The 24,577-nt window shown below is 71.6% G+C and carries 24 protein-coding genes; 13 read left to right on the forward strand and 11 right to left on the reverse strand.

Features of this window, described 5'->3' with window-relative positions:
• Positions 1–35: 35 nt before the first annotated feature.
• Positions 36–206 (reverse strand): hypothetical protein, encoded by a 171-nt coding sequence (locus QUG93_RS06065; RefSeq protein ID WP_289473014.1) that lies wholly within the window; start codon positions 204–206, stop codon positions 36–38.
• 138 nt (positions 207–344) lie between these two features.
• Between QUG93_RS06065 and QUG93_RS06070 the strand changes: the two genes are divergently transcribed.
• Both QUG93_RS06070 and QUG93_RS06075 read left to right on the forward strand, forming a co-directional pair.
• Positions 345–539 carry a hypothetical protein gene (locus QUG93_RS06070; protein WP_289473015.1) on the forward strand — a complete coding sequence of 65 codons (195 nt, stop codon included), beginning with the start codon at positions 345–347 and terminating at the stop codon, positions 537–539.
• A gap of 19 nt (positions 540–558) precedes the next feature.
• Positions 559–999: a hypothetical protein gene (locus QUG93_RS06075; RefSeq protein ID WP_289473016.1), complete on the forward strand. Its 441-nt coding sequence runs from the start codon at positions 559–561 to the stop codon at positions 997–999.
• Between the two features lie 36 nt (positions 1,000–1,035).
• Here QUG93_RS06075 and QUG93_RS06080 read toward each other — a convergent pair whose 3' ends face one another.
• The 5 genes from QUG93_RS06080 to QUG93_RS06100 all read right to left on the reverse strand — a co-directional run bounded on the left by QUG93_RS06080 (position 1,036) and on the right by QUG93_RS06100 (position 8,144).
• Positions 1,036–2,199: a PP2C family protein-serine/threonine phosphatase gene (locus QUG93_RS06080; RefSeq protein WP_289473017.1), complete on the reverse strand. Its 1,164-nt coding sequence runs from the start codon at positions 2,197–2,199 to the stop codon at positions 1,036–1,038.
• A 173-nt stretch (positions 2,200–2,372) separates the two neighbouring features.
• Positions 2,373–4,742: a beta-xylosidase/alpha-l-arabinosidase gene (locus tag QUG93_RS06085; RefSeq protein WP_434533086.1), complete on the reverse strand. Its 2,370-nt coding sequence runs from the start codon at positions 4,740–4,742 to the stop codon at positions 2,373–2,375.
• Positions 4,743–4,927: 185 nt separating this feature from the next.
• Positions 4,928–5,821: a carbohydrate ABC transporter permease gene (locus QUG93_RS06090; RefSeq protein ID WP_289473018.1), complete on the reverse strand. Its 894-nt coding sequence runs from the start codon at positions 5,819–5,821 to the stop codon at positions 4,928–4,930.
• Positions 5,821–6,843, reverse strand: a complete 1,023-nt coding sequence (locus QUG93_RS06095) for a carbohydrate ABC transporter permease (RefSeq protein WP_289473019.1) — start codon at positions 6,841–6,843, stop codon at positions 5,821–5,823. The genes QUG93_RS06090 and QUG93_RS06095 overlap by 1 nt, the downstream gene beginning before the upstream one ends.
• 2 nt (positions 6,844–6,845) lie before the next feature.
• Complete coding sequence (locus tag QUG93_RS06100) at positions 6,846–8,144, reverse strand: ABC transporter substrate-binding protein (RefSeq protein ID WP_289473020.1); 1,299 nt, start codon at positions 8,142–8,144, stop codon at positions 6,846–6,848.
• A gap of 156 nt (positions 8,145–8,300) precedes the next feature.
• Between QUG93_RS06100 and QUG93_RS06105 the strand changes: the two genes are divergently transcribed.
• Entirely contained in the window at positions 8,301–9,329 is a 1,029-nt protein-coding gene (locus tag QUG93_RS06105) for a LacI family DNA-binding transcriptional regulator (protein WP_289473021.1), read from the forward strand.
• 112 nt (positions 9,330–9,441) lie between these two features.
• Here the strand turns inward: QUG93_RS06105 and QUG93_RS06110 are convergent, their stop codons facing one another.
• A complete protein-coding gene (locus QUG93_RS06110) occupies positions 9,442–10,422 on the reverse strand; it encodes an AraC family transcriptional regulator (protein ID WP_289473022.1) in 981 nt (326 codons plus the stop codon).
• Positions 10,423–10,543: 121 nt separating this feature from the next.
• On the opposite strand from QUG93_RS06110, the gene QUG93_RS06115 reads away from it, so the two are divergent.
• Entirely contained in the window at positions 10,544–10,990 is a 447-nt protein-coding gene (locus tag QUG93_RS06115; RefSeq protein ID WP_289473023.1) for a MarR family winged helix-turn-helix transcriptional regulator, read from the forward strand.
• A 163-nt stretch (positions 10,991–11,153) separates the two neighbouring features.
• Positions 11,154–11,306: a hypothetical protein gene (locus tag QUG93_RS06120; protein ID WP_158407728.1), complete on the forward strand. Its 153-nt coding sequence runs from the start codon at positions 11,154–11,156 to the stop codon at positions 11,304–11,306.
• Positions 11,307–11,518: 212 nt separating this feature from the next.
• Here the strand turns inward: QUG93_RS06120 and QUG93_RS06125 are convergent, their stop codons facing one another.
• The 4 genes from QUG93_RS06125 to QUG93_RS06140 form a co-directional block, all read right to left on the reverse strand.
• A complete protein-coding gene (locus tag QUG93_RS06125) occupies positions 11,519–12,367 on the reverse strand; it encodes a carbohydrate ABC transporter permease (protein WP_289473024.1) in 849 nt (282 codons plus the stop codon).
• The gene (locus tag QUG93_RS06130) at positions 12,367–13,248 is read right to left on the reverse strand and encodes a carbohydrate ABC transporter permease (protein ID WP_289473025.1); all 882 of its coding nucleotides are present in this window, start codon (positions 13,246–13,248) and stop codon (positions 12,367–12,369) included. Before QUG93_RS06130 ends, QUG93_RS06125 begins: the two co-directional genes overlap by 1 nt.
• A gap of 110 nt (positions 13,249–13,358) precedes the next feature.
• The gene (locus QUG93_RS06135) at positions 13,359–14,678 is read right to left on the reverse strand and encodes an ABC transporter substrate-binding protein (RefSeq protein ID WP_289473026.1); all 1,320 of its coding nucleotides are present in this window, start codon (positions 14,676–14,678) and stop codon (positions 13,359–13,361) included.
• A 246-nt stretch (positions 14,679–14,924) separates the two neighbouring features.
• On the reverse strand, positions 14,925–15,944 hold the full coding sequence (locus tag QUG93_RS06140; RefSeq protein ID WP_289473027.1) for a LacI family DNA-binding transcriptional regulator: 1,020 nt from the start codon (positions 15,942–15,944) through the stop codon (positions 14,925–14,927).
• A 242-nt stretch (positions 15,945–16,186) separates the two neighbouring features.
• Here QUG93_RS06140 and QUG93_RS06145 point away from each other — a divergent pair, with 242 nt between their 5' ends.
• The 8 genes from QUG93_RS06145 to QUG93_RS06180 all read left to right on the forward strand — a co-directional run bounded on the left by QUG93_RS06145 (position 16,187) and on the right by QUG93_RS06180 (position 24,566).
• Positions 16,187–17,425, forward strand: coding sequence for a sugar ABC transporter substrate-binding protein (locus QUG93_RS06145; RefSeq protein WP_289473028.1), 1,239 nt, complete (start codon positions 16,187–16,189; stop codon positions 17,423–17,425).
• A gap of 64 nt (positions 17,426–17,489) precedes the next feature.
• On the forward strand, positions 17,490–18,440 hold the full coding sequence (locus QUG93_RS06150; protein ID WP_289473029.1) for a carbohydrate ABC transporter permease: 951 nt from the start codon (positions 17,490–17,492) through the stop codon (positions 18,438–18,440).
• Positions 18,437–19,327, forward strand: a complete 891-nt coding sequence (locus QUG93_RS06155) for a carbohydrate ABC transporter permease (protein ID WP_289473030.1) — start codon at positions 18,437–18,439, stop codon at positions 19,325–19,327. Before QUG93_RS06150 ends, QUG93_RS06155 begins: the two co-directional genes overlap by 4 nt.
• A 41-nt stretch (positions 19,328–19,368) precedes the next feature.
• The gene (locus QUG93_RS06160) at positions 19,369–20,232 is read left to right on the forward strand and encodes a ThuA domain-containing protein (protein ID WP_289473031.1); all 864 of its coding nucleotides are present in this window, start codon (positions 19,369–19,371) and stop codon (positions 20,230–20,232) included.
• On the forward strand, positions 20,229–21,350 hold the full coding sequence (locus QUG93_RS06165) for a Gfo/Idh/MocA family protein (protein ID WP_289473032.1): 1,122 nt from the start codon (positions 20,229–20,231) through the stop codon (positions 21,348–21,350). The genes QUG93_RS06160 and QUG93_RS06165 overlap by 4 nt, the downstream gene beginning before the upstream one ends.
• A gap of 258 nt (positions 21,351–21,608) precedes the next feature.
• Positions 21,609–22,982: a sensor histidine kinase gene (locus tag QUG93_RS06170; protein WP_289473033.1), complete on the forward strand. Its 1,374-nt coding sequence runs from the start codon at positions 21,609–21,611 to the stop codon at positions 22,980–22,982.
• Positions 22,979–23,593: a response regulator gene (locus QUG93_RS06175; protein ID WP_289473034.1), complete on the forward strand. Its 615-nt coding sequence runs from the start codon at positions 22,979–22,981 to the stop codon at positions 23,591–23,593. The genes QUG93_RS06170 and QUG93_RS06175 overlap by 4 nt, the downstream gene beginning before the upstream one ends.
• 103 nt (positions 23,594–23,696) lie before the next feature.
• Positions 23,697–24,566, forward strand: coding sequence for a hypothetical protein (locus tag QUG93_RS06180; protein WP_289473035.1), 870 nt, complete (start codon positions 23,697–23,699; stop codon positions 24,564–24,566).
• The last annotated feature ends 11 nt before the right edge of the window (positions 24,567–24,577 follow it).

Below are 24,577 nucleotides of genomic sequence, written 5' to 3' on the forward strand. Positions count from 1 at the left end.
CCACGTGCCTCCCGTCCGTCAGGGGGTCGAGCCGGCTACTCCGCCGGGTCGTCCTCCTCCTGGTTGAAGTGCGACTCGTCGCCGGTGAAGCCGGCGGCGACGCCCTCCGGGTGGGCGGGGACCGTGCCGTCCTCGCCGAGGCCGTCGGGCTTCTCGGTGCCCTCGGGGTCGTTGGTGGTGTCGCGGGTGTCGTCGGCGTCGGACATGTCCTGCTCCTTCACTGGGTGAGGGGTGCCACGCTACTCAGGCTCCCGGGGTGTCCCCGGCACGTGGCCGTTCCCGGCTGCCCCGTCGCGGCGGGGTGCGGTGTAGCCTGCGGAGCACGCACACGGGCAGGGGGCACCATGGGGCACGTCGGGGACGACCGGCCGTACGGGGACGACGCGTTCGAGGACCCGCGGGGGCGTGGGTGGTTCGCCACGACCGTCAGCGTCGTCACGCGGGCGGTGACGGGTGCACTGGCCGGCATCGGCGGTCGCCCGTGGCCGAGGCAGCTGCCGCTCGACCCGCCGGAGGGCCGCCGCGAGTACCGCCCGTGACCGCGGTCCGTCGACTGCTGTGACCGACGACCTCTGGTTCCGGCAGGGCCCGTTCCCCACGCGTGACCGCACGGGCACGAGCCGCGCCGGCTGGGTCGGCCTGGCACTCGTCGTCCTGTGGATCGGCGCGTTCGCGGTCTGCCTCCACGGCTCGGACGCTGCCGTCGCCGCCGACCGGGCGGCCACGGTCGGGCTGCCCCGCGATGCCCTGGCGGACCCGCCGACCCCTGTGGCACGAGCCGACTTCGTCGTCGGGCTCGTCGGCATCTCGGCCCTGCCGGTCGCGGTCGCCGTCGTCCTGCTCGGGTACCGCGGGGTCCTGCTCGGGTGGCGGTCCGGGCGCGGCGTCGGCTGGGTCGCGCTCGTCACCGGGGGCGTCGGACTCCTGCCGGCGCTCGTGGCCTGCCTCTCCGGCCTGCTCACGTGCTGGCTCGTCGTGGGGGTCGTCGTGGGGGCGTGACCGGCGTCGTCGCGGTCCGTCAGTGCGACGAGTGGGTCAGGGCGAGGAGCGCGTCAGGACGACCACGGTGACATCGTCCTCGGCTCGCTCTGCAGCGCGGAGCCGGACCGTCTCGAGGAACGCGTCGACGTCCCGGGCCCGGCCGAGGGTGCTCGCCAGGTCGAGCAGGGTGTCGATCGTGCCGTCACCGAGGTCGAGTGCCCCGTCGCTCGCGACCACGAGGGCGTCCCCTGGCCCCAACGTGAACGACGTCGCGGTCCGCGTGGCGCCCTCGTGGTGCAGCCCGAGCGGGAGCCCGTGCGACCGGAGCGTGCGCGGCGGTCCGTCGGCGGGCACGTGCACCGCGAGACCGTGCCCGGCGTCGACGACCTCGACCACGCCGGTCGCGGGGCGCAGTCGTGCGTGGAAGAGCGTCGCGAAGGCGCTGGCCCGGACCAGGTCCTCGCCGAGGGTGGGCTCCGCCGCCGCCACCGCGGCCGCAGGGTCGAGCGACCGGTGCTGCCGGAGCGCCGAACGGATGCCCGCGGCGAGCAGCGCCGCCGGTTGTTCCTTGCCCATGACGTCGGCGAGCGTGAGCACGAGCGCGCCGTCCACGACGGACCAGTCGTGCAGGTCGCCGCTGAGGTCCCCGTACGGCACGGTGATCCCTGCGACGTGGTACCCGTCCAGCGTCAGGGCGGTCGGCGCGAGGGCACCGGCGACCTCGAGCAACCGGTCGTGGTGGAGCCCCTGCCCGAGCGCCCGTTCGGCCCAGCGCCCGAGGTCGATGAGCGCAGCGGTGTCCTGCGGGGAGAAGTCGCGCGGGCTCGTGTCCATCAGGCAGAGCGTCCCGACGGGTTCGCCGCCGGCGATGGTGAGCGGGACACCCGCGTAGAACCGGATGCCCCGGTTCGTCACGCCGGGCAGGTCGGCGGTCCGGGGGTCGGCCGTGGTGTCGCCGATCACGGTCGGCTCGGTCTGCTGGATCGTGAGCTGGCAGAACGACCACCCGATCGGCCCCGAGGTGATCTCGTCGGGCACGTTCGGGGTGAGGGTGTGCAGCAGGTCCTCGTCGAGCACGTTGACGTAGGAGAGCGGCACGTCGAAGACCTCGCGCGCGACCCGGACGATGCGTTCGAAGCGCTCCGCGGGCGGGGCGTCGACGACGTCGAGGGCAGCGACGAGCGCACCGCGCACCCGTGCCTGGTCACCCGTGCTCATCGGTCCCGTCCTCCCCTGATCCGCCGGGACCGCCCGCTGCGTGGTGGCACAGCGCGACGCGGTCCGACGGGGACCGCTCCACCGTACCGGCTGCGTGCCGAGCGACCACCGAGACGGTCCGGCACCGCCGCGGAGCGCCCCTGAACCGGGCGCTCCGCGGCGGTGCCGATCGGTCAGACGACCGTCCAGCCGACCGTCCGACGGTCGGCCGTGCCGACCGGGTGCACCGGTCCGACCACCCGGACGACGGCACGCGGCGTCGACGAGCCGGGCACCTCGTGCCGGACCGGGCCGTCCCCGGAGGCGACGATCCCGCCGGTGTCCAGCGCGCCTCCCGGTCGTGACGCCGACGCGTCGGACGCGACCCACACCTCGACGTCCCCGGGCTCGACGACCTTGCGCATCGCCCGGTCGGTGAAGGCGAACCGCTGCGCGGGAACGTCGAACCGCACCCTGACGGACTCCCCCGCCCCGACCTCGACGCGCGCGTAGCCGAGCAGCTGCGCGACCGGCCGCGTCACCGAGGCGTGCCGGACGTGCCCGTAGAGCTGCACGACCTCGGCCCCGTCGCGCGCTCCGGTGTTGCGGACCGTCACCGTCGCGTGCACGGCGCCGTCGGTGGCGACCGTGTCGTCGACGACGAGGTCCTCGTACGCGAACGACGTGTAGGTCAACCCGAAGCCGAACGGCCGCACCGGGGTCGAGTCGGTGGCCGTGACGTCCGACGGGCCGCCCAGCCGGGGGTGCAGGTAGGAGTACGGCTGCGCCCCCGCCGACCGCGGCAGCGAGACCGGCAGTCGTCCGGACGGTGCGACGGCACCGGTGAGCACGTCGGCGATGGCAGGACCGCCCTCCTCCCCCGGGAAGAAGGCCTGCACGACGGCCGACGGCTTCGGCTGGTCGCCGTCGAGCGCCCATCCAATCGCGTACGGCCGACCGGTCAGCAGCACCACCACGGTCGGGGTGCCGGTGGCGACGACGGCCTCGACGAGCTCGCGCTGCACGCCCGGCAGGTCGAGCGACTCGGAGTCGTTGCCCTCGCCGACGGTGCCGCGGCCGAAGAGCCCGGCCTGGTCACCGACGACGACCACCGCGACGGCGGCGTCCTGTGCGGTCGCGACCGCCTCGGCGAACCCGGAGCGGTCGTCCCCCTCGACGTCGGCGCCGCGGGCGTACCGCACGCCGTCGCCGCCGACGGCGTCCTGCAGGGCCTCGAGCACGGTCGGGATGGCGAACCCGAGCGGGAGTCCGGGGTGGGTCGCGAGCACGTGGTTCGCGAAGGAGTAGCAGCCCTGCAGGGCCTTGGCGCGGTGGGCGTTCGGGCCGATCACCGCGATGGGGCCCTGCAGGACGGCGCCCGGGGTCGGGGAACCGGCAGCGGCTGCGCCGTCGGGTGCTGCGCCGAGGGGCAGCACCCCGTCGTTCGACAGCAGCACGAGCGACTCCGCCGCGAGCCGCCGCGCCAGCGCACGGTGCTCCGGCGAGTCGAGGTCCACACCGGTCGGCGGCTCGTCCTCGAACGCGTCCAGGTCGAGCAGCCCGAGGCGCTCCTTCTGCCGGAGCACGCGGAGCACGGCCCGGTCGACGAGGGCCTCGTCCACGAGTCCGCTGCGGACCCGCTCGACGAGCGGCGCCAGGTAGGCGTCACCGGTGGGCAGCTCGACGTCGATGCCGGCTTCGAGGGCCATCGCCGCCGCTTCACCCCGGTCACGGGCGACGCCGTGCATCACCTCGAGGAACGCGACGGAGAAGTAGTCCGCGACGACCGTGCCGTCGAAACCGAGACGGTCGCGGAGCAGGTCGGTCAGCAGCGCGGGGTCCGCCGCGACGGGGACGCCGTCGACCTCGGCGTACGAGTTCATGACGCTCCGCGCTCCACCGTCGAGCAGGGCCATCTCGAAGGGCGGCAGGAACACGTCCGCGACCTCGCGCGGCCCGGCGTGCACCGGCGCGTGGTTCCGGCCGGCCTGCGAGGCGGAGTAGCCGAGGAAGTGCTTCAGCGTCGCGTCGACCCCGGCGCTCTGCACGCCGCGGACGTAGGCGGTGCCGACCGTGCCGACGAGGTACGGGTCCTCGCCGATGCACTCGTCGACGCGCCCCCACCGCGGGTCGCGGACGACGTCGAGCACCGGGGCGAGGCCCTGGTGGACGCCGAGCTCGCGCATCGAGCGGCCGATCGCCGCGCCGACCTGCTCGACGAGCTCCGGGTCGAAGGAGGCACCCCAGGCGAGCGGGGTCGGGAAGGTGGCCGCCTTCCACGCGGCGAGCCCGGTCAGGCACTCCTCGTGCACGAGCGCCGGGATCCCGAGACGGGTCTCGCGCTTCAGGCGCCGCTGCTCCGCCCACAGCCAGGCGGCACGCTCGTCGGGTTCGACGGGACGGGTGCCGTAGACGCGGGTGTACTGCCCGAGGCCGTGCCGCGTGACGTCGGCGAGCGTGCCGCCGTCCTGCGCGGCGGCCATCTCGCCCTGCATCGGCGCGACGACGCCGTTCTGGTCGAGCCAGTAGCCGACGAGCTGCGCCGTCTTCTCCTCGAGCGTCATCGCGGCCAGGAGTGCGGTGACGCGGTCGGACGCGGTCGCGTCCGTCACGTGCCCCGGGTCGGACGGGAGACCCGTGGCGGTGCCGCCACGTCCCTCCCGTCCGTCAGCGGTGGCGGTGGTGGGCGGCGGTGCGGACGTGCCGCGTGTCTCCTGGCCGTCGGTGGTGACGGTGTGGTCGAGCGTGGTCACCCCTTCACCGCCCCGGTCAGGCCGCCGACGATGCGCTTCTGGAAGATCGTGAAGAACACCAGCGCCGGGATCATCGACATCGACGTGAAGGCGAGGACCTTGGCGGTGTCGACCGAGTACTGCGACGAGAACGCCTGGACACCGAGGGGCAGCGTGTAGGCGGCCTCGTTGTTGAGGATGAACAGCGGCAGGATGTAGCTGTTCCAGCTGCCGATGAACGCGAGGATGCCGACGGTCACCACGCCGGGCAGCGACAGCGGGACGATCATCCGGAAGAAGAAGCCGAGCCGGCTCGCGCCGTCGATCGACGCCGCCTCCTCGAGCTCGTCCGGGATCGCCCGCAGGAACGGCACCAGGATGATGACCGTCGTCGGCAGGGCGAAGGCGATCTGCGGCAGGATCACGCCGGCCAGGCTGTTCGTGAGACCGAGGTCCTTCACGAGCAGGTACAGCGGGGTGATGGCCACCGTGATCGGGAACATCAGGCCCGCTGCGAACAGGGCGTAGACGGCGCCGCGGCCCTTGAAGGAGTAGCGGGCGAGCACGAAGCTCACCATCAGGCCGAGCACGACGACGCCGAGCGTGGTCGTGACCGCGCTGATCGTCGAGTTGCCGAGCTGCTGCCAGAAGATGCCGCTCGAGAGCACGGCGCCGTAGTTGCCGAACTGGAACGGTGCGGGCAGGCCGGCGGGGCTCGTCGTGATCTGCGAGTTGGTCCGGAACCCGCCCAGCACGATGTACAGCACCGGGGCGAGGTTCGCGGCGACGAACAGGACCGCGACGACGTAGGTCAGCGGGCTCGCCTGGCCGAGGGCGGCCTTCGAGCTGCGTGCACGCCGGCCACGACGGCCCGGGGCGACGAGGTTGGTGGTGGCACTCGTGATCGCCATCAGTGCTTCCTCTCGGTGAGTGCACCCGCGGTGTCCCGACGGAGCACGAAGTGCTGGTAGACCAGGGCGACCGCGAGCGAGATCAGGAACATGACGACGGCGACGGCGCTGCCGAACCCGAAGTTGCCCGAGGTGCGGCCGTTGGCGACCATGTACGTCGCCATGGTCGAGGTGCCCGCGGTCGACGAGATGTACTGGCCCCAGATGATGTAGACGAGGTCGAACAGCTGGAGCGACCCGATGATCGACAGGAACGCCCAGATGCGGATGGTCGGGCCGAGGAGCGGGAGCGTGATGCGGCGCTGGATCTGCCAGTAGCTCGCGCCGTCGATCGCCGCTGCCTCGAAGAGCTCCTCGGGGATGCTCTGCAGACCGGCCAGGAACAGGATCACCGCGAAGCCGATGTACTTCCACGAGATGATCGCGAGCAGGCTCCAGATGGCGATGTCCGGGTTGGACAGCCAGTCCTGGCGGAGCCCGCCGAGACCGATGCCCTGGAACAGGTCGTTGACCGCGCCGTTCGACTGGAGCATGAGGCTCCACCCGGTGCCCACGATGACCTCGGAGATCACGTACGGCACGAAGACGAGCACGCGGACGAGGCCGCGGCCGCGCATCTTCTGGTTGAGCAGCAGGGCGACCACGATGGCGATCGGCCCCTGCAGGACGAGCGACATCACGACGATGAAGCCGTTGTGCATCAGGACCGAGTGGAACGCCTTGTCCTGGAAGATGATCAGGTAGTTCTGCAGGCCGACGAAGTTCGTCGGCGGCCCGTAGCCCTGCCACTTGTAGAAGCCGTAGTAGGCGGCGAGCGCCACGGGCAGGATCACGAACGTGACGAAGACGATGACCGCGGGGCCGGCGAGGACCGCGATCTCGACGCGCTTGCGCCAGTCGGCGACGCGCTTGGCGGTCCGCCTCGCGGCGGGGAGCGGCGTACCGCTCCCCGCCGGGGACGTCCCGGGAGCCGTGCCCGACGCCTTCGTCGGGGTCGTGCCGAGGGAGGTGTCGAGCGCCATCGTCAGCCCTTGGCCGCGGCCTGGTTGGTGGTCTCGACGATGTCCTTCGCGCTGCCCTTGCCGGCGAGCAGGTCGACGACGCTGGTGTTCAGCGCGTTGCCGACGTTCTGGCCGTACAGGGTGTCGAGGTACTGGGAGACGAACGGGGCGTCCTGGTAGGCGGCGAGGGCCGTCTTCAGGTACTCCTCCTGGACGACCGACTGGGCGTCCTTGTTGACCGGGATGGCGTTGAAGGCCTTGTAGTAGGCCTCCTGGTTGTCCTTCTGCACGATGAAGTTGAGGAAGTCGGTGCACGCCTTCTTCGGAGCCTGCGCCGAGCAGGAGTTCCCGTCGACACCGCCCATCATCGACTTCGGGTCACCCTTGCCGCCGTCCACGGCCGGGAACGGGAACCAGCCCAGGTCCCCGAGCGGCTTCGCGTCCGGGGTGAGCGACGCGATCACGCCGGGGTTCCAGGCACCCATGAGCTCCATGGCTGCCTTGTGGTTCGCCAGGAGTCCGGCCGAGCTACCGGCGCCCTGCTGCGCGGCGGTGGTGAGGAAGCCCTGGTTGAAGGGCTTCGTCGCGTTGAAGTCCTCGAGCTGCTGGCCGGCCTTGGTCCAGCACGCGTCGTCGAACTTGAGCGTCTTCGCCGCGTCGTTCAGCGTCTTCTCGCTGCACTCGCGGAGTGCGAAGTTGTAGTACCAGTGCGCGGCGGGCCACGCGTCCTTCGCGCCGACGGCGACCGGGTCGATGTCCTTGGCCTTGAGCTTGGCGATGTCCTCGTTCAGCTCGTCCATCGTGGCCGGGGTGCCCTCGATGCCGGCCTGCTCGAACAGGTCCTTCGAGTACCAGATGCCCTCGGGGAGCACGGCGCCCGGCATCGCGTAGGTCTTGCCGTCCTTCTCGTAGCCGGCGAAGGTGCCCTTGCTGATCGACTGCTTCGCGTCGTCGCTGATCGAGTCGGAGATGTCCATCAGCTGACCGGCCGCGATCATCGCGTCCATCTTGCCGCCACCCCGCTGCAGGAAGACGTCCGGGCCGTCGCCGGAGTTCAGCGCGGTCTGGAGCTTGCCGTCGAGGTCCTCGTTCTGGATCGCCTGGACCTTGATCGTGACGTTCGGGTACTTCTGCTCGAACGCCTTGACCGTGTCGTCCCAGTACGCCTTGCCCGGGCCGGTGGTCGAGTTGTGCCAGAAGGTCATCGTGACCTTCCCGCCGTCGCTGGACGGGTCGCTGCCGCCGGCGGAACAGCCCGCCAGCGTGAGAGCGGTGGCCCCGACCAGCGCGATGGCTGCCGCGGCGCGGATCTTCCTCGTCATCGTGGAACTCCTCGGTGTCGTCGTTGACTGGCGGCAGTCACTGCCGCTGCGGAGAGCGTGCCAGGTGCTCCCGCGGCTTGTCAATCGTTATCGATAACGTTTTCTAACCGTGATGTCGGCACCGGTCGGAACCGGACACGGCGGTACGGTGTGCACATGGAGACCGCCGTCGACCACCTGCCCGGACCGGGGCGGGTCACGATCGCGGACGTCGCGCGGGCCGCCGGCGTCTCGATCCCGACCGTGTCCAAGGTGGTCAACAACCGCGACGGGGTCGCTCCCGCCACGATGCTCCGCGTGCAGGAGGTCGTCGAGCGCCTGGGCTACGAGACGTCGCTCGTGGCACGGAGCCTGCGGAGCTCGCGCACGAACGTGATCGGGATCCTGGTGCCGGAGTTCGAACCGTTCTCGACCGAGCTCCTGCGCGGTGTGTCCGCCGCGACGACCGGCACCGGGTACGAACTGCTGGCCTACGCCGGCCTCGAGGCGGGCACCGGTCGACCGGGCTGGGAACGCCGCTCGCTGTCACGGCTCTCCGGCACGCTCATCGACGGCGCGATCGTCGTGACCCCCTCGGCAGCTCTGTCCGGCGCATCGATCCCCGTCGTCGCGATCGACCCGCACACCGGTCCCGAGGGACACGCCACCGTCGACACGGACAACGCCGCCGGCGCTCGCGACGCCGTGGAGCACCTGCTCGGGCTCGGTCACACCCGCATCGCGCACGTGCAGGGGCGCGGCGACCTCGCGTCGTCGCAACTGCGCGAGGCCGGCTACCGCGACGCCCTCGCCGCTGCCGGCATCACGGTGGACGAGCGTCTCGTGCGGGCCGGTGACTACCAGGAGGAGCGGTCCGCCGCCGTCGCGCACGAGCTCCTGACGCTGCCGGACCGCCCGACGGCCGTGTTCGCCGCGAACGACTCCTCGGCGATCGGCGTGCTGCACGCAGCCGAGGCACTGGGGATCCGCGTGCCCGAGGACCTGTCGGTGGTCGGCTTCGACGACGTCCCGCAGGCGTCCACGACCACCCCGCCGCTCACCACCGTGGCCCAGCCGCTGGCCGACCTCGGCGCGGCGGCGGTCGCGATGCTCATGGCGATGCTCCGCGGCGAGCCGACGAGCGACCACGTGCGGCTGCGCTCGACGCTGCACGTCCGGCGCAGCACGGGGCCGGCCCCCGCCTGACCAGCGCGGCGGCCCCGTGCCCACCGCGCTCCGCGCTCCGCGTGCGTCAGCGTGCGTCAGCGCGCGACAGTGCACGTCAGCGCCGCAGCGCGCGTCAGCGCCGCAGCGCGCGTCACCGCCGCAGCGTCTGCTTCGGGTACTCGCCGAACCGCTCTGCGTACGCCGCCGAGAAGCGCCCGAGGTGCGCGAAGCCCCACCGCCGAGCGACGTCACCGACGGCACCGGCCTGCGGCCCGGCCTCGAGCAGCTCCTCGTGGACGCGGTCGAGTCGCACCTGGCGCAGGTAGGTCAGCGGCGACAGGTCGAACACGCGCCGGAACGACTCCTGCACCGACCGCACGCTCAGCCCGGCGGCCTGGGACAGGTCGACGATCGTCACCGGCTCGGCCGCGTGGGCGTGGATGTACTCCACCGCGGCGCGGAGCCGTGCGTTCCGCGGCTGGGAGAGCGCGTCCGGCAGGTCGTCGGACTGCGGGGGGAACATGTCGAGGAAGACCTCGGCGGCGGTGACCTTCGCGTCCTGCCAGGCGTCCGAGTCGGATCCGCCGACCCGGAGCGCCCGGGACAACGCCGTCAGGGCACCCTGCCAGCGGTGCTCGACCGACTCGGCGGCGCTGCGGCGCGGGTCGATGCGGAGTGCACGGCCGCCCTGCCCCCGGGTGGCGGCGACGCGGCGGACGAACTCGCGGTCGAAGTGCACGAGCCGCTGGTCGTAGTCGGCGGTCGTGAAGGAGAACTCCTCGTCGGCGGGGAACAGCACGGGCACGTCGTGCGCCATCGGCCAGCGCTCACCGCGCATCTCGATCTCGCCCGTCCCCGCACTGATCCACGTGACGACGTAGTCCCCGCCACCGGGCATCCACCCGCGGATCTCGCCGTGCATCTGCGACCGACGGATGGTGACCTCGCTGTCACCGATCGCGGTGTAGCGGTAGTCGAACCGACCGTTCGACGGCGCGGCACTCCAGCGTTCGCCCGCGTAGATCCCGCCGAGGTCGTGGACGGCGGCTTCCGGTCGCGTGCCGGACACCTCGAACCGCACCGGTGCGATGGTCTCCTCGGCGCCGAAGGCCTCGATCAACGGGTCAGCCACGTCGCCCTCGCTCACGGCCGACTGTCCACATCGCGCCATCGCTCTCGTTATCCGGATACGGTTCTGGGGTAGGCGCGGCGTAGTGTCGCGGGCGACCGATGCGCACCGAGGGGGCGACCACGTGAGTGAGATCGACCTGACCGCAGCGCTGACGCGGCTCGAGGCCGCGATGGGAGCCCTGCGGGGACGGCTCCGCGAGCGCCTGTCCGTCTCCGGCGCGGACCTGACGGTGCTGCAGTTCGTCGCGCGCGCTGCCGCAGCCGACCGCCGGGTCCGGGTCAAGGACCTGGTGACGCACCTCGACCTGACGAGCCCCGCGGTCACCGGCACGGTCGACCGCCTCGAGCGGGCCGGGCACCTGTGCCGCGTGCCGAACCCGGACGACGGCCGCAGCCGGTTCATCGAGCTGACGCCGGAGACCCAACGTGCCTACGCCGCGGCGATGGACAGCACGAACGAGCATCTGCACGAGCTCCTGTCCTCCTTCTCCGAGCGTGAACGCGCGCGGTACGTCCGCGTGATCGAGCGGGTGATCGAGGCGCTCGAGCACGGCGCACCGACCCCCTGACGGCAGGCTACGGGCGCTCGAGGGCACTCCCGGAGCATTTGTCCATCAAGCGCAGTTAGGTCACTTCTCGACCTATCTTGCCGGACGCGAGGGGTGCTCGCCCGTACCGTCGTCGGTGGGTACCCCCACTCGGGGGTGTGCAACAGGGAAACGGGGAGGAACCATGGGTTCGTACCAGTCCGAGCCGGGCATCGACCCGGTGCGCATCGAGACGTTCCGACGGATGCGCAAGCGGTGGAAGTACGGCGAGCTGCAGGACGCGAACGGCCTGTACGCCGACTTCTTCACCGACACCGCCCGCGACGCACGTCGCTGACGACAGCACGACGCACGTCGCTGACGACAGCACGACGCACGTCGCTGACGCTGGTTCGACGCACCTCGCTGACGGCGTGACCCGGCAACGCACGTCACCGACACCGCGCCCGGTCTCGTGACCGGCGACGGACGGGAGGCCCGTGGCGGATCCGCCACGGGCCTCCCGTCCGTCCGGGGCCGGGCTCCTCGCCGGTCGGCCCGTCACGGTCGTCACCCCTTGACCGCACCGGACGTCAGGCCCGAGACGATCGACCGGCGGAAGACCAGCACGAGGATGACGATCGGGATCGTCGCGGCCACGCTCGCCGCGAAGATCTGGGCGAACGGCACGGTGAACTGCGTGCCGAACAGGGCGATGCCGACCGGGATCGTCCGGAACGAGTTCTCGCTGTTGAACGTCAGCGCCATGAGGAACTCGCTCCACGACGCGGTGAAGGTGAACACCCCGACCGTGAACAGACCCGGCTTCGCCATCGGCAGGATCACCGACAGCACGGTGCGCCAGGCCCCGGCGCCGTCGATCTCGGAGGCCTCCTCGATGGTGGAGGGGATCCCCTGCAGGTAGTTGCGCATGATCCAGATGGCGAAGGGCAGGTTGAACGCGACGTACGGCACGATCAGCCCCGGGTACGAGTTGAGCAGCCCGAGGTTGCGTTCGAGCAGGTACAGCGGCGTCAGCACGGCGATCGCCGGGAACACGGAGAGCATGAGCAGCGAGGTCATGATCGCCGTGCGGCCCTTGATCCACCGGCCGGCGAGCGCGTAACCGGCGAGGAACGACAGCGCGAGCACGATCACCGTCGTCGACACGGACACGACCACGCTGTTCACCATGTACTGCCCGAGGGCGTTGTCGCGGAAGGCGACCACGAAGTTGTCGAACGTCAGGGCCTGCGGGAACGCGGTCGGCGGCGACTGGGCGATCTCGGACGACGGCTTGAGCGACGTCGACACGAGCCAGTACAGCGGCAGCGCCGTGAGCACCGCGATGACGACACCGCTGACGTTCACGGTGTTGATCCACTTCCGCCAGCCCTTGCGGACACGTTGACGGGGCATCAGGCATCCCCTCCCTTCGCCTGGTTCCGGAAGGCCCGGAGGAACAGCAGACAGCCGACGGCCACGATGACCGCGGTGCTCGTGGCGATCGCGGCGCCCGGGCCGATGTTGATGTCCTGGAAGAGCACCTTGTAGCCCATGATCGCGAGCGACTGGGTCGTCGTGCCCGGGCCGCCGTTCGTCAGCACGAACGGCAGGTCGAAGACGCCGAACGCCTGCAGCACACGGAACAGCACCGCGATGGTCAGGGTCGGGGTCAGCTGCGGGACGACGACGCGCCAGAACGTCTGCCACCCGTTCGCCCCGTCGAGCTCGGCCGCCTCGTACAGGTCCTCGGAGATCTGCACGAGGCCGGCGAGCAGGATGATCGCCACGAACGGCGTCGTCTTCCAGATGTCGGCGACCATGAGCCCCGTGATCGCGGGGACCGGTTCGCCGAGGATCACCGGGGCGTCACCGAACAGGCCGAAGAACCACGTCGCGACCCCGTACGTCGAGTCGTAGATGTACTTCCACAGCTGGGCGTTGACGATGGTCACGAGCGACCACGGCACGAGGAGCAGCGCGAGCATCCACCCGCGGGTGACCCCGAGACGCTCGAGCACGAGGGCGACGAGCATGCCGAGCACGAGCTCGACCGACACCGTCACCACCGTGTAGAGCACCGTGAAGCCGAGCGCCCGGTACCAGTCGGCACTCTGCAGCAGGGCCGCGTAGTTGCCCAGACCGAAGCCCTGGATGCTGAACCCGTCGTAGCCGATCTCGACGTCCGCGAAGCTCAGGACGATCGAGTACACGACCGGGAAGATCGTGACCGCCGCCACGACCAGCAGCGCCGGGGCCGCGAAGCCCCATGCGCCGCGTGCGCGGACACGCTCCATGCGCGACCGTCCGCTCGTCGGGCGGTACCCGTCGTGGCGACCCGTGTCCGGCGTCCGGCCCGTTCCCGACCGCACGGCTCCCGTCGACGGCCGTGTCCCGGTGCCGGCGCTCACAGCGCGTCGCCCGTCAGTGCCAGCGCGATCGCCGAGGCCATCGCGTTCGTGCCGCCGTCGACCGAGGTCTGACCGCCGAGGATGCTGTTGCCGTTCTGGTAGACGCCCTGCGACACCTTCGGGTAGTACGCCGTCGAGGTCGGGCGGGGCACCAGCGTGATGCCCGCGGCGGTGTCGTAGGTCGGGCGCTGTTGGCGCTTCGCGTCCTGGCTGACGAGGCTCGCGCTGCGGGCCGGCAGGACCCCGCCCTCGCGGGTGAGGAACTGCTGCGCGGTCTCGCTCGACATCCAGGCCGCGAAGGTCAGCGCCGCTGCGGGCTGCTGCGTGTGCGGGTTGATGTAGTTCCCCCACCCGCCGATCGTCGAGTGGTTGTCCTGCATGCCGTCGAAGGTCGGGCGGGCGGCGAGGCCGACCTTGCCGGCGACCGCCGAGTCCGGGCCGTTCGCGATGCCCCACGCGTACGACCAGTTCCGCAGGAAGGCCGCGCGGCCGCCGGAGAAGGCGTCGTTCGTGTCCTGCTCCTGGTAGGTCAGCGTCGCGCGGGGGCTGGCACCGTCGGTGACGAGCGACCGCATGAACTCGAAGGCGCGCTTCGTCTCCGAGCTCGTGGTCGCGGGGGCCGTCAGGTCGTCGTTGAGCAGCGACCCGCCGGCGTCGGCGACGAACTCGGTGACGTTGCAGGTGAGGCCCTCGTAGACGTCGCCCTGGAACGCGAAGCCGTAGTCGACGTCCCCGGTGTCGACGAGCTTCGCAGCGGTGTCCTTCACCTCTTCCCACGACCGCGGCACCTGGAACCCGTGCTTGTCGAGCAGGTCCTTCCGGTACAGGAAGAACGACTCGTCGATGTAGAGCGGGAACATGTAGTACGTCCCGTCGACGCTGGCGGCCAGGCGGAGGCCCTCGGGGAACTGCTCGAAGAAGTCCTCCCCCACGAGCTGGTTGACGGGCGTCGCGAGCTTGTTCTTCGCGAACTGCCCGGGCCACGCCACGTCGCCGAGGTACACGTCCGGGGTGGGGCTGCCCGCGGCGATCTGGGTCGTCAGGCTCGTCCGGTTCGTGTCGGTGTCGCTCGGCGCACTGACGATCCGGACGCGGATGTTCGGGTGCTCCTTCTGGAACTCCGCGATGAGCCGGCGGCGGAGGTCCCCACCGTCCTTCGAGGCGACCTGCCCGGCCCACCAGCTGATCGTGACGTCACCCTCGGGCGGGTCGGTCGGCCACTCCTCGACGGTCGTGCGCTCCGGCCGGGTCGAGCAGCCGGCGAGCAGCAGCACCCCCGTGCCCCCGAGCAGGAAGAGCCTGCGGTCGATTGCCATCCGTCCTCCTCGACGTGGGGCGCCCCTGCGCCCGGCGATCCTGTGCACCCACCCTGGCGATGCTCCCTGAGTGCGCGCACAGGTGCGCGCTCCGGACGGGAGGCGCGGCGCCCGCCCGCCATGCGCCTCCCGTCCGGCGGGTGGGCGCGCGACCAGCGGTCGACGCTCGGCCGCGAGCCTCGGCCAGGCGGACACCTTCGCGGCGTACGCACCGCGAACGTGTCCGCAGAGGCGAGCCTCGCCTACTCAGCGCGCGGGGGCCGGTGCGGTGGAGTCGGCCTCGCGCAGCTCGCAGGGCAGCAGGAAGTGCGGCAGGTCCACCGAGGTACCGTCGAGCTGGTCGATCAGGGCGTCGGCCGCGCGGACACCGAGCTCCCGGCCGGGGGCGATCATCACCGAGAGCCGCGGGTGGTGTTGGTCCCCCGCGGCGGCCGAGGAGGCGATGCTCAGCACCGACACGTCGTCCGGGACCCGGCGGCCGGCGGCGTAGAGCCCGACCAGGAGCCCGGCCGCCGAGTCGTCCTTCATGACGAGCACCGCGGTGACGGCCGGGTCGGCGTCGAGCAGCTCGCGGGCTGCCTCACGTCCGCCGTCGCTGCCCGGACCGGCGTACACGACCGTCCCGGCGAGACCGCGGTCGGCGACGGAACGGCGGAAGGTGTCCTCGACGCGGAGGTGCGGTGCGTACCCGGCCATCGGCGTGCCGTCGAGGTTCTCGAGCACGAGGCCGAAGCGGCGGTGCCCCAGGCCCTGCAGGTGGTCGAGGCCGTCCTCGATCGTGGTCTCGAAGTCGATGTCGACGAACGGCAGCGACGTGCTGTCCCGCGTGCGCCCGATGAGCGTGAAGGGCACCCCGAGCTCGGACAGCTTCACCACACGGGGGTCCTCCATGCGGACCTCCATCAGGACGACGCCGTCGACGAGCCCGCCGGACACGAGGTCGTCGAGGTCCTCACCAGCCGGGTCCACGGGCCAGAGCACCAGGTGGTACCCGCGCTCGGACGCCCGCTCGGCAGCGCTCATGAAGAAGTCGGACGTGGTGGAGCTGAACCGGTTCCCGGTGGTCGGGAAGAGCAGTGCGACGATGCGGGTGCGACGGCTGGCGAGCGCCCGGGCGACCACGTTGCCGCGGAACTTGAGCTCACGCATCGCCGCGGTGACCTTCGCGGTCGTCGCGGGCGTGACGTACTTCGTGCCGTTGACGACGAACGAGACGGTCGCGATGGACACCCCCGCTCGGTCGGCGACCTGCTGCATCGTGGCCATGACGCCTCCTGGAGCGGTCGGGACCGTCGCCGGGGCGGTCGGGCACCGTCGCGGTCGCTCGCCGGACGGGTCGCGGGGTCGACCGCGACGAGACGAGCATAGCCCTCGCACGAGTCGAGAAAAGCGCTTTACAGGTGAAGCGCTTTTCTGTTAGCTTCTCGCCCCAGGACCACCGCGACGACGACGTCAGTGGAGTCGTCGCACCGCGTCCTCCCCGCATCCGCGAAGAGAAGAGCAGTGCAATGAAGCCTGGTTCCCGCTCCACGTCCCGCAGGACCCGCGCCCTCGTCGGCGCCGTGGCAGTCGCCGCGACGGTCCCCCTCGTCCTGGCCGGTTGCTCCGGCTCCGGGAACGCCTCGTCGTCCGGAGGCGGCGGCAAGACCCTCACGATCGAGGACTACTACGACGCGAACTACGACCCCGTGTACCAGCAGTGCGCGAAGGACGTCGGCGTCACGGTGAAGATCAACCACGTCGCCGGTGCCGGCCTGATCTCGAAGGTGCTCCAGCAGGCGTCCTCGCGCACCCTGCCCGACGTGCTCATGCTCGACAACCCCGACGTGCAGCAGATCGCCGCTTCCGGCGCGCTCTCGGACCTCGCGGACTACGGCCTCGACGCGGACGACGACGTCCCCGGCGTCAAGGGCGCGAACACCTTCGAGGGCAAGCTCTACGGCCTGCAGCCGAACACGAACTCGATCGCGCTGTACTACAACAAGAAGCTGCTCGCCGACGCCGGCGTCCAGCCGCCCAAGACGTGGGACGAGCTCAAGGCCGCAGCGAAGAAGCTGACCAAGGGCTCGACCTACGGCTTCGCGATGAGCAACATCAACACGTACGAGGGCACGTGGCAGTTCCTGCCCTTCTTCTGGTCGAACGGCGGCGACGAGAAGGACATCGCCACCCCGGAGGCCGCACAGGCCCTGCAGCTCGTCCAGGACCTGCAGGCCGACGGGTCCCTGTCGAAGAGCTCGATCAACTGGGCGCAGGCCGACGTCAACAACCAGTTCATCGCCGGCAAGGCCGCGATGATGATCAACGGCCCGTGGCAGCTGCCGGCCCTGAAGAAGGCGAAGGACCTGCAGTTCGACAGCGTCCCGATCCCCACGCGCACCGGGTCCGAGACCGTCGCCCCGCTCGGCGGTGAGGCGTTCACCGTCCCGCAGACCGGGGACAAGGACAAGATGCAGCTCGCCGGCAAGTTCGTCGGGTGCCTGAACAGCGACAAGATGCAGGCCGTGCTCGCGGGCGTCAGCGGCAACGTCCCGACCAACATCGAGGTCGGCAAGGCCTGGGCGGAGGACCACGCGGACGTCGCGTCGTTCGTCACGACCGTGCAGACCGCCCGCGCCCGCACCGGTGAGCTGGGCCCGGACTGGCCCAAGGCCGCGACGAAGATCTACACCGCCGTCCAGCTCGCGCTGACGGGCAAGGCCGACCCCGAGCAGGCGCTCGAGCAGGCGCAGTCACAGAACCAGTAGCGGAAACGGGAGGAGCCGGTCCGCACGACCGGCTCCTCCCGTCCCCAGACGCAAAGGACCTGACATGAGCGCCTCGACACAGATCCGGCCCCGGGCGACCACGCCCGCGGCCCCCGTCCGCCCCGGACAGCGCCGCGCGCGGCTCCGCTCCGGCTTCACCCGTTGGTTGTTCGTCGTCCCGGCGGCGGTGTTCGTCGCCGTCTTCTTCGGCTACCCGGTCGTCAAGAACGTCCTGATGTCGTTCCAGGACTACACGACCAAGACCTTCTTCACCGGCGAGGCCCCCTGGGTGGGCTTCGCCAACTACGCCGCGGTGTTCTCGAGCAGCGTCTTCACGACGAGCGTCGTCAACACCGCCCTGTTCACCGCTGGCTCGATCGTGCTGCAGTTCGTGCTCGGCCTCGGCCTCGCACTGTTCTTCCGGCGGCACTTCCCGCTGTCGGGCTTCCTCCGCGGGCTGCTCCTCCTGCCGTGGCTGCTCCCCCTCATCGCGTCGAGCGCGGTGTGGAAGTGGCTCCTCGACCAGGACAGCGGTGCCCTCAACCAGCTGCTCGGCGTCGTCGGCATCGGCCCGGTCCCCTGGCTGGTCAGCCCGAGCCTGGCGCTCATCGCGGTCATCGGCGTCAACGTCTGGCTCGGCATCCCCTTCAACACGACGATCCTCTACAGCGGCCTGCAGTCCGTGCCGCCGGAGCTCTACGAGGCCGGCGCGCTCGACGGCGCCACCGGGTTCAAGGCCTTCTGGTACATCACCTGGCCGAGCATCCGGTCGGTCGTCAGCGTGGTGATCGTGCTCGGGGTCGTCTACACGCTGAAGGTGGTCGACATCATCCTCGGCCTGACCGGTGGCGGTCCGGCGAACTCGACCCAGACGCTCGCCACGAACGCCTACCACCAGTCGTTCATCAACTTCCAGTTCGGCATCGGAGCCGCGGTGAGCAACGTGCTCATCGTCGTCTCGTTCGTCTTCGCGATGATCTACATCGCGATCTCCCGGAAGGCGGTCGACGAATGAGCGTCGGACTCGCAGGCAGGACCGTCACCGCGACCCGCGCGATCACGACGTCGAGGGGCGAGCGCACCCGCCGCCCGCGTGGGTCCGGGCGTCAGCTCCCGTTCACGATCCTCGGCATCGTGTTCCTCGCGATCATGATCTTCCCCGTCTACTGGATGGTGAACACGAGCCTCCAGGCCACCTCGGGTGCGGCGACGGCGACCTGGTTCCCGTGGAACCCGACCTTCGCCGGCTACCGCGCGGCGTTCTCCCAGCAGGGGCAGAACTTCGTCTCGAGCATGATCATCGGCCTCGGCACCGTCGTCCTGACGCTCGCGGTCGCCACCCCGGCGGCGTACGGACTCGCCCGCTTCCGGATGCGCGGCACGAGGACACTGCTGCTCGTGCTGCTCATCACGCAGATGATCCCGGGCATCGTCATCGCGAACGCCCTGTACACCCTGTTCAACAACGTGGGACTGCTCAACAGCTACGTCGGGCTCATCCTCGCCGACAGCGCCGTGCAGGTGCCCTTCGCGATCCTGCTCATGCGGGCGTTCATGGAGTCGATCCCGCCGAGCCTGGTCGAGGCCGCGCTCGTCGACGGCGCGAACGACCTCCGGGCGTTCGTCTCGATCGTGCTGCCGATCAGCCGGAACGCCATCGTCACCGCTGCGCTGTTCACGTTCCTCGGCGCGTGGGGCGACTTCCTCATCGCCCTCACCCTGACCTCCACCGACGCCGTCCGTCCGATCACGCTCGGCATCTACAACTACATCGGTTCGAACGTCACCGACTGGGGGCCCGTGATGGCCACGTCCGTCCTCGCCTCGCTGCCGGCGGCCGTGCTCCTCATCGTTGCCCAGCGCTACATCTCCGCGGGTGCGCTCGGCGGTGCCGTCAAGTGACGCACCACCAGCCCCCGTCCTCCCGTCCAGAAAGGCCCACCATGACCACCACTCCGCTGCGCATCACCGTCTGGGGCGAGAACGTCCACGAGCAGGTCGAGCCGCACGTCGCCGAGCGGTACCCCGACGGCATGCACGGCGCGATCGCCGACGGCATCCGCGAGAACCTGCCGGACGCCGTCGTCCGGACGGCCACGATGCAGGAGCCCGAGCACGGTCTGACCGACGCGGTGCTCGCCGAGACCGACGTCCTGACCTGGTGGGGGCACGCCGCCCACGCCGACGTCGACGACGCCGTGGTCGACCGCGTGCACAAGCACGTGCTGTCCGGCATGGGCCTCGTCGTCCTGCACTCCGGCCACTGGTCGAAGATCTTCGGCAAGCTGATGGGCACCACGTGCACCCTGCGCTGGCGGAGCGAGCACGACCAGGAGCTCGTCTGGACCGTCAACCCGCAGCACCCGATCACGCGCGGTGTCCCCAACCCGATCGTCATCCCTGAGCAGGAGATGTACGGCGAGTACTTCGACGTACCGACCCCCGACGAGCTGATCTTCATCTCCGGTTTCACCGGTGGCGAGGTCTTCCGGAGCGGCATGACCTACCGCCGAGGGTTCGGGAAGATCTTCTACTTCTCCCCCGGCGACCAGGACTTCCCCGTGTACCACCACCCGGACGTCCGCCGGGTCGTGGCGAACGGTGCCGAGTGGGCGCGTCCGGAGCGGGAGCGCGAGCTCCCGACCCTCCGCCGCTACGACCTCGGCGAGTACTTCGACGGCCAGCACTACCGCGGTCCGTTCGACGACGCCCCCGAGGACGAGGACGCCACGCCCACCGAGACCGGCGCGGCGACCGGAGCCGCCGAGCCCGCCGAGACCGCCGAGACCGCCGAGGCCCGCGCATGACCGACCGCGCCCCCCTGCGGGTCGTCCAGGTCGGTGCCGGCGGGATGGGCCGCGCCTGGCTCAGCACCGTCGCCGCCGACCCGGACGTCGAGCTCGTCGGCGTCGTCGACCTCGACCTCGATGCCGCACGCGCCGGTGCCGAGCTCGCCGGGGCACCGACGATCCCGGTCGGCCGCGACCTGCCCGCGCTCCTGGCCGACACCGGCGCCGAGGCCGTCCTCGACATCACGGTGCCGGTCGCGCACCACCCGGTGACGATGGACGCCCTGCATGCCGGCCTGCCGGTCCTCGGCGAGAAGCCCGCGGCGCAGACCGTCGCCGAGGCGCTCTCGCTCGCCGCGGCGGCCGAGGCCACCGGGCAGCTGTTCATGGTGTCGCAGTCCCGCCGTTACAACGACCAGCTCGTCGCGTTCCGGCAGCACGTGCGGGCCCTCGGCGCGATCGGTGGGCTCGACACGCGCTTCGCCAAGGCCCCGCACTTCGGCGGCTTCCGCGAGGAGATGGACGACGTCCTGCTCCTCGACATGGCGATCCACGCGTTCGACTCCGCTCGCTACGTGCTCGAGCGCGACCCGGTGTCGGTGTACTGCGAGTCGTGGAACCCGTCGTGGTCGTGGTACCGGGGCGACGCGAACGCCGCGGCGGTCTTCACGTTCGAGGACGACGTCCGCTACGTCTACGACGGCTCGTGGTGCACGCCCGGCGACGAGACGTCGTGGAACGGGACCTGGCACGCGTCCGGCGAAGCGGGCACGGCTGCCTGGGACGGCGACCACGACCCCACGAGCGTCGTCGACGGCGCCGACGGCTCCCCCGAGCCCGCGCCCGGCGTGGGCACCGAGATCGCCGGCGCGCTGGCGTCGTTCGTGCGGGCGGTCCGGAGCGGCACGGTGCCGGACGGCGAGGTGCACGGCAACGTGATGAGCCTGGTGATGGTGGACGCGGCGATCGCGTCGGCCCGGTCCGGGCAGCGCGTGGTCATCGACGACGTGCTCGAGCAGGCGCACGCCACGGCGATCGAGGTCGAACGGGACGACGCCGTCCGTGAGCGGCTCGCCGCGTGGACCTCGGTCCGGCAGGCGCTCGCCAGCGCGCCGGACCGGACACCCGCAGGCTGACGCACGCAGGGACGGACGGGAGGCGCGGTGCCAGCTGGCACCGCGCCTCCCGTCCGTCCGCGCGCGCTCGGCGCGACCGCGCAGAACGGGCGTACCAGGCGGAACCGGGCGTACCGGGTGGTTCGTTCCGACCCGGTACGCCCGATCCCGCTTTCCATTGCACCCTCGATGGGAAGGAACGAGCACCCGGACCGGACGTGCTCGTCCGGCAGCCGCGGCGGAGACGCGAGCGTCGCTCGCGGCGGCTACGGTTGCCCCGTGCACGGACAACGGTCGTCGGACAGCGGGACGTGCCCGGTACCCGTCGTGCTCGTCGCCGCGGACCCCCGCCGCCGCACGCGCCGGACCCCCTGGCGGCGCGTCCTGGTCGGTGTCGTCCTGGCCGCGGTCCTCGGCGGCGGTGCCGTGGCGACCGCCGGCACCCTCGTGTCGCAACGGGTCGCCGAGTCCTTCGCGGTGCGCGACGCCACTGCGGACACCGCCGCACTCGCCCGGGTCGTGGTCGAGCCCGCGCTCTCCGACGCCGTGGACGACCCGGCGGCGAGCGCCCGGGACCGGGCGGCGGCCCTGACCCGTCTCGACGACGCCCTCGCCGGGGAGGTCCGTGGCGGGTCCACCGTGCGGATGAAGCTCTGGGCGGCGGACGGCACCGTGCTCTGGTCCGACGAACCCCGGCTGGTCGGTGAGCGGTTCCCGCTGTCCGACGAGGACCTCGAGGCCCTGCGGACCGACCGCTCCGACGCCGAGGTGTCCGACCTGGACGAGCCGGAGAACCGCTACGAACGCGGGCACGGACCACTGCTCGAGGCGTACCAGGCGGTGCACACACCCTCCGGCGAGGCCCTGCTGTTCGAGGCCTACCGCCCGTACGACCAGGTCCTCGCCCGCGCCGCCGACCTGCGTGCCGCCTTCGCCGCGCTGGCGTTCGGCACGGTCGGGGTCGTGCTCGTGCTGCTCGTCCCGCTGCTGCTGTGGCTGCTCGTGCGGATCCGTTCCGGGCAGCGGCAGCGCGAACGGCTGCTCGGCCGTGCCCTCGACGCCGAGGTCGCGGAGCGGCGGCGGCTCGCGCGCGAGCTGCACGACGGCCCGGTGCAGGACGTCGCCGGGCTCGCACTGTCCCTCGGCGCGGTCCCCGAGACCCGGGCCGCCGCGACGACCCTCCGCGCGGCCGTGTCGTCGCTCCGGACCTCGATGTCGACCATCCGACCGGCGGCTCCGGAGCGGGACGGCCTGCGTGCGGCGCTCGACGACGCCTGCGCCCGTGCGCGGGGAGCCGGCGTGGAGACGGTGCTCGACGTCCCGGACGCGGTCGAGGCATCGTCCGCGGCGCTGACCGCCGCCGTGCGGTTCGTCCGCGAGGCGGTCTGGAACGCGGCGCAGCACGCGCGGGCCTCCCGCATCGACGTGCGGGTGCGGGCGGTCGGGTCGGACCTCCGGGTGTCCGTCACCGACGACGGGAGCGGCTTCGACCCCGCGCTCCTGGACGCGCCGTCACGACCGGGGCACCTCGGCACGACGCTACTGCGCGAGGTCGCGGAGGACACCGGCGGTGCGCTCGAGCTCCGGACCGCACCGGGTGCCGGGACGACGTGGCAGCTCACGGTGCCCACCGCGACCGAGGCCCTGCGGTGAGGGTCCTGCTGGTCGACGACCACGCCCTCGTGCGTCAGGGGCTGCGCGCCGTGCTCGCGACGACGGACGACTGCACGGTGGTCGGCGAGGCGGCGACCGGTGAGGAGGCCGTCGACCGCGCCGCCGAGACCGCGCCCGACGTCGTCGTGATGGACCTGTCGATGCCCGGCGAGGGCGGGGTCGTCGCGACCGCACGGCTGCGGACCGCGATGCCCGCCGTCCGGGTGCTCGTGCTGACGACCTTCTCGGACGACCGCCGCGTGCGGGACGCACTGGCCGCCGGTGCCACCGGGTACCTGCTGAAGGACGCCGCTCCCGAGGACGTCGTGGCCGCCGTCCGCGCCGCCGCCCGCGACGAGACGCCCATCGACCCGCGGGTGGCACGGGCGCTCCTGCCCGGAGCCGTCCCGCGCGACGACGGGCCCGACCTGCCGCCGCGGGAGCGCGACGTGCTGGTCCGGATCGCCCGCGGCCTGTCGAACCGGCAGATCGCGACGGAGCTGGGCATCGCGGAGCGCACCGTGAAGGTGCACGTCGGGTCGCTCTTCCGGCGCATCGGCGTCGGGGACCGGACGAGTGCGGCGCTCTGGGCGCGCGACCACGGCTGGTGAGCGGGTACTAGTACCAAGGTCCGATGGTGCCCGCGCGGCGATCGGGCGACGATCGTCCCCGAGGGACGCACCGTCCCGGACCGTCGCCCCCAGGAGGCACACCATGCACACCCAGCACCGCTCCGCCGGCATCGCCGCGATCGTCGCCCTCGGCGCCGTCGCCGCGGCCGCCCTCGTCGGGGTCTCCCCCGCGAACGCGTCCGGCAAGACCTCGACGGGCGGCGACTACGCCGTCACGGTGAACGGCACGACGACGAACCCGGCCGTCGGCAAGGACCTCAAGCTCCGGGACGTCGCCGTCTCGGGCACGATCGCGGTCCGGGGCAAGCACAACGGCTTCGACATCCGCGTCGCCGACCTCGGCGTGTACGACTACACGCTGACCGGCGCTCCGGACACGCAGCGGATGGTGACGAAGCCGACCGTGGTCTTCGCGTCGAAGGTCCCGTCGCTCACGCCGGCGCAGCTGTCCGGCACGAAGCTGTCCTCGCTCGAGGTCCGTGACGACACCCTCGTCGCGATCTTCGGCACCGGTGCCGGCAAGTTCAAGATCCAGGCGAAGGACGGCGCCCAGGGCGGCATCTTCCAGATGGAGACCGAGTTCGCCCAGCCGGTGACGTTCACGCACACGCTCGGTGCCGGCCTGTTCTACTTCACGAACCCGTACACCGGGAAGATCAACTTCGGCGACGGTGTCCCGGCGGTGCCCTCGGGCAGCGACGCGCACCAGATGCTGCTCGGCAAGGACAGCCCGCAGGTCGCGACGAAGACCTCGCAGACCGCGACCACGACGACCTGGACCGTGCAGCCCGGCGGCCGCCTCGGCGGGGTGCTCGGCGAGGACGCGGTCGAGCTGTCCCAGGGTGCGACGAACTGCACGAGCGACTGCCAGGCGCAGAACCAGGTCCGCGGCTCCCTGCCGGTCCCGCCGGACCCGGTGGACCCGCAGCCGCTGCGCGTCGCGACCCGCTGACGCCGATCGCG

The organism is Curtobacterium caseinilyticum, from assembly GCF_030363035.1.
In the GTDB taxonomy this organism is placed as follows: Bacteria; Actinomycetota; Actinomycetes; order Actinomycetales; family Microbacteriaceae; genus Curtobacterium; species Curtobacterium caseinilyticum.

Bases quoted from the DNA above. Each gene is read 5' to 3' on its own strand.
- QUG93_RS06130 (WP_289473025.1), bottom strand. From the start codon at position 13,248: ATGGAGCGTGTCCGCGCACGCGGCGCATGGGGCTTCGCGGCCCCGGCG.
- QUG93_RS06160 (WP_289473031.1), top strand. From the start codon at position 19,369: ATGACCACCACTCCGCTGCGCATCACCGTCTGGGGCGAGAACGTCCAC.
- QUG93_RS06065 (WP_289473014.1), bottom strand. From the start codon at position 206: ATGTCCGACGCCGACGACACCCGCGACACCACCAACGACCCCGAGGGC.
- QUG93_RS06140 (WP_289473027.1), bottom strand. From the start codon at position 15,944: ATGGCCACGATGCAGCAGGTCGCCGACCGAGCGGGGGTGTCCATCGCG.
- QUG93_RS06100 (WP_289473020.1), bottom strand. From the start codon at position 8,144: ATGACGAGGAAGATCCGCGCCGCGGCAGCCATCGCGCTGGTCGGGGCC.
- QUG93_RS06155 (WP_289473030.1), top strand. From the start codon at position 18,437: ATGAGCGTCGGACTCGCAGGCAGGACCGTCACCGCGACCCGCGCGATC.
- QUG93_RS06165 (WP_289473032.1), top strand. From the start codon at position 20,229: ATGACCGACCGCGCCCCCCTGCGGGTCGTCCAGGTCGGTGCCGGCGGG.
- QUG93_RS06150 (WP_289473029.1), top strand. From the start codon at position 17,490: ATGAGCGCCTCGACACAGATCCGGCCCCGGGCGACCACGCCCGCGGCC.
- QUG93_RS06095 (WP_289473019.1), bottom strand. From the start codon at position 6,843: ATGGCGCTCGACACCTCCCTCGGCACGACCCCGACGAAGGCGTCGGGC.
- QUG93_RS06180 (WP_289473035.1), top strand. From the start codon at position 23,697: ATGCACACCCAGCACCGCTCCGCCGGCATCGCCGCGATCGTCGCCCTC.
- QUG93_RS06090 (WP_289473018.1), bottom strand. From the start codon at position 5,821: ATGGCGATCACGAGTGCCACCACCAACCTCGTCGCCCCGGGCCGTCGT.
- QUG93_RS06120 (WP_158407728.1), top strand. From the start codon at position 11,154: ATGGGTTCGTACCAGTCCGAGCCGGGCATCGACCCGGTGCGCATCGAG.
- QUG93_RS06085 (WP_434533086.1), bottom strand. From the start codon at position 4,742: ATGACGCTCGAGGAGAAGACGGCGCAGCTCGTCGGCTACTGGCTCGAC.
- QUG93_RS06080 (WP_289473017.1), bottom strand. From the start codon at position 2,199: ATGAGCACGGGTGACCAGGCACGGGTGCGCGGTGCGCTCGTCGCTGCC.
- QUG93_RS06125 (WP_289473024.1), bottom strand. From the start codon at position 12,367: ATGCCCCGTCAACGTGTCCGCAAGGGCTGGCGGAAGTGGATCAACACC.
- QUG93_RS06105 (WP_289473021.1), top strand. From the start codon at position 8,301: ATGGAGACCGCCGTCGACCACCTGCCCGGACCGGGGCGGGTCACGATC.
- QUG93_RS06070 (WP_289473015.1), top strand. From the start codon at position 345: ATGGGGCACGTCGGGGACGACCGGCCGTACGGGGACGACGCGTTCGAG.
- QUG93_RS06135 (WP_289473026.1), bottom strand. From the start codon at position 14,678: ATGGCAATCGACCGCAGGCTCTTCCTGCTCGGGGGCACGGGGGTGCTG.
- QUG93_RS06145 (WP_289473028.1), top strand. From the start codon at position 16,187: ATGAAGCCTGGTTCCCGCTCCACGTCCCGCAGGACCCGCGCCCTCGTC.